This is a genomic window from Kitasatospora sp. NPDC036755 (assembly GCF_040636595.1).
In the GTDB taxonomy this organism is placed as follows: Bacteria; Actinomycetota; Actinomycetes; order Streptomycetales; family Streptomycetaceae; genus Kitasatospora.
In genome coordinates, this window is sequence record NZ_JBEZUT010000586.1 from 1 (window position 1) to 2,860 (window position 2,860).

Below are 2,860 nucleotides of genomic sequence, written 5' to 3' on the forward strand. Positions count from 1 at the left end.
CAGCTGGACGGCATCGTCGCCCTGGTCGCCGACACCGGCGCCGACCTCGCCGCCCTCGACGCCAAGGGCCTCGACGAGGCTGTCAAGGCCCTGCCGGTCAAGGAGCAGCTGCAGACCGGTCACCCCGTGGACGTCGCGCTCTTCGGCCGCATGGTCGCGGACATCCCCGGCCTGAACGTGGATGCCGCGACGCAGGTCGCGCACGCGATCTCCACCCATGCCGCCGAACTCGAATTCGACTACTACACGGCGGTCGACGACGAGAACACCGCCGACGAAACCGGTGCCGGGATGATCGGCACCATCGGCTTCAACTCGGCCACCCTCTACCGTTACGCCACCGTCGGCCTGCACCAGCTGCGGGAGAACCTCGGCGACGACAAGGCCGCCGTCGACGCCGTCGACCTGTTCGTCGACTCCTTCGCCCGCTCCATGCCCACTGGCTACGGCAACTCTTTCGCGCACCGTACCCGCCCCAGCCTGGTCGCGGTCGTCCTGCGCGCCGACCAGCCGGTGAACCTCGTCTCCGCCTACGAGAACCCCGTCCCGGCGAGCCGGGGCATCGTCGCCGAGTCCGCGCGCCGACTCGCAGGGGAGTTCGCCACCGCCACCGAGCAGTGGGGTGACAGCCCGCTGTACGTCGGCATCTGCCACACCCTCGGTGCCGACGAGACCGGGCAGCGGCTGGCGGAGGCCTTCGGCGCGAACCGCACCTTCCCCGAACTGCGCGACGGCCTGCGGACCGCCCTCACCGAGCGGGTGAGCGACAACTGATGCCCGCCGAGCCCACCCCCGTACCGTCCCCGACCTCCGGGTCGCAGGATGAGGCTCAGGCGGTCCTCGTATTGCGGCTGGCAGGTCCGCTCCAGTCCTGGGGCGACCGCAGCGCGTTCAACCGCCGTGACAGCCGACCCCAGCCGACCAAGTCCGGTGTCGTCGGCCTGCTCGCCGCGGCCGCGGGCCGGCCCCGCGAAGCGGACCTCACCGACCTGGTCGGCCTGCGCCTGGGCGTGCGCATCGACCAGCCCGGCACCCTGCTGCGCGACTACCACACCGTCAGCGACTACCGGGGACGGCCGCTGCCGCAGGCCGGCGTCAACGCCAAGGGCGTCCAGAAGCCGACCTCCCCGGCCAAGGACACCCACGTCACCCACCGCTACTACCTTCAGGACGCGGTGTTCGTCGCCGCCGTCCAGGGCTCGGCCGCTCTCGTCGAGGTGCTCGCCGAGGCGATCCGCCGCCCCGCCTTCCCGCTCGCCCTCGGCCGGCGTTCCTGCGTGCCCACCCAGCCGATCGCCCTCGGCGCGGTGCGCGACGGGACCCTGGAGGACATCCTGGCCGACGAGCCCTGGCAGGCGGGGAAGGCTGCCAAGGCCGCCTACCGTCGGCGGGCCGAACGGGGCCCGGCACCGTTCTCCCCGCACCGGATCGACCTGGCCGCGACCTTCGACGACCCGTCGGGCGACGACACCCTCCAGGACGTCCCGCGTTCCTTCGACCCCCGCAACCGCAGGTTCTCCACCCGGCGGATCCGCCACACCTGGCTCGACGTCCCCACCGGCCTCGACCCGTCCGCCACGACCGGCGAACCGGCCTCGGCGGCCGTCGGCCACGACCCGTTCGCCCTGTTGGGCTGGTGACTCGATGACCTACCTCTCCCGTGTGCGCATCAACCCCCTGCGCGCGGCCAGCCGTACCCTTCTCGCCAACCCCCGCGCCCTGCACGGAGCCGTCACCGCCGGAGTCCCCGACGTCGCCCCTGGCGACCGGATCCTGTGGCGCCTGGACGCCGACCACCCGCGCCGCCCCGTGCTGCTGGCCCTCACCCCCTCCAAGCCGGACTGGACCCACATCGTCGAACAGGCCGGATGGCCCGACGCCGAAGGCGAGCACTACGCGGTCCGCGACTACAGTCCGCTGCTCGGCCAGCTCGCCACCGGCCGTGAGTTCTCCTTCCGGCTCAAGGCCAGCCCCGTCCAGAACACCTCCAGGCCCGACAAAGCCGACCCGCACCGCGCCAAGACCGCCGCCGAACTCCATCACCGCTCCTACCGCATGGCCCACCGCACCGCGGCCCAGCAGCTCACCTGGTTCCTGGAACGTACCGACCGCTGGGGCTTCACCATCCCCGTGGCGCGCACCGACGACCCCGCGCCGGGCCTCGAACCGGCGGTCTCCGTTGCCTCGTCCGATACGGGACCGGCCCGGGAGGTGAGGATCACCGACCGCAGCCGCACCACCTTCACCAAGCCCGGCACCCGCACCCCGGTCACGCTCACCACCGCCACGTTCGAGGGCCGTCTGCGCATCAGCGACCCGGGGCTGTTGCAGGCCGCGCTCCTCGGTGGCATTGGTCCCTCCAAGGCCTACGGATGCGGCCTGCTCACCCTCGCCCCACTGCCCGCCGGAGCGCGCTGACCGATGGCCGACATCTGGTGGAAAGCCCACCCCCACGACCTGCACCGCCTCGCAGACCGCGTCTCCAGCGTCTACGTCGAACGCAGCCACATCGACCGCGACGAGAACGCCGTCGTCGTCATCAACAAGCGCGAGACCGTCCGCGTCCCCGCCGCCATGGTCGCCGTGATGCTGCTCGGCCCGGGCACCCGCATCACCCACGGCGCCGTCAACCTGCTCGCCGACTCCGGCACCACCATGTGCTGGGTCGGCGAGCAGGGCGTGCGCATGTACGCGGCCGGCCTCGGCCCCAGCCGCGGTGCGGGACTCCTCAACCGGCAGGCCTGGCTGGTCAGCCGGACGAAGGAGCGCCTCGGCGTCGCACGGAACATGTACCGCATGCGATTCCCCGGCGAGGACGTCAGCACCGCCACCATGCAGCAGCTGCGCGGCCGCGAGGGCG

At 72.4% G+C, this 2,860-nt stretch carries 4 protein-coding genes; all 4 read left to right on the plus strand.

From position 1 onward, the window contains the following. The coding region (gene cas7e / locus AB0E96_RS40195) for a type I-E CRISPR-associated protein Cas7/Cse4/CasC (RefSeq protein ID WP_359831675.1) at positions 1-774 on the plus strand (774 nt) is incomplete at its 5' end. Continuing rightward, the gene (gene cas5e, locus AB0E96_RS40200; protein WP_359831676.1) at positions 774-1,640 is read left to right on the plus strand and encodes a type I-E CRISPR-associated protein Cas5/CasD; all 867 of its coding nucleotides are present in this window, start codon (positions 774-776) and stop codon (positions 1,638-1,640) included. The genes cas7e and cas5e, both read left to right, overlap by 1 nt. A 4-nt stretch (positions 1,641-1,644) precedes the next feature. Next, the gene (gene cas6e / locus AB0E96_RS40205) at positions 1,645-2,418 is read left to right on the plus strand and encodes a type I-E CRISPR-associated protein Cas6/Cse3/CasE (RefSeq protein ID WP_359831678.1); all 774 of its coding nucleotides are present in this window, start codon (positions 1,645-1,647) and stop codon (positions 2,416-2,418) included. Between the two features lie 3 nt (positions 2,419-2,421). Next, positions 2,422-2,860 (plus strand): CRISPR-associated endonuclease Cas1 (locus tag AB0E96_RS40210; RefSeq protein ID WP_359831680.1); only part of this gene is annotated, 439 nt, incomplete at its 3' end.

Bases quoted from the DNA above. Each gene is read 5' to 3' on its own strand.
- cas6e (WP_359831678.1), top strand. From the start codon at position 1,645: ATGACCTACCTCTCCCGTGTGCGCATCAACCCCCTGCGCGCGGCCAGC.
- cas5e (WP_359831676.1), top strand. From the start codon at position 774: ATGCCCGCCGAGCCCACCCCCGTACCGTCCCCGACCTCCGGGTCGCAG.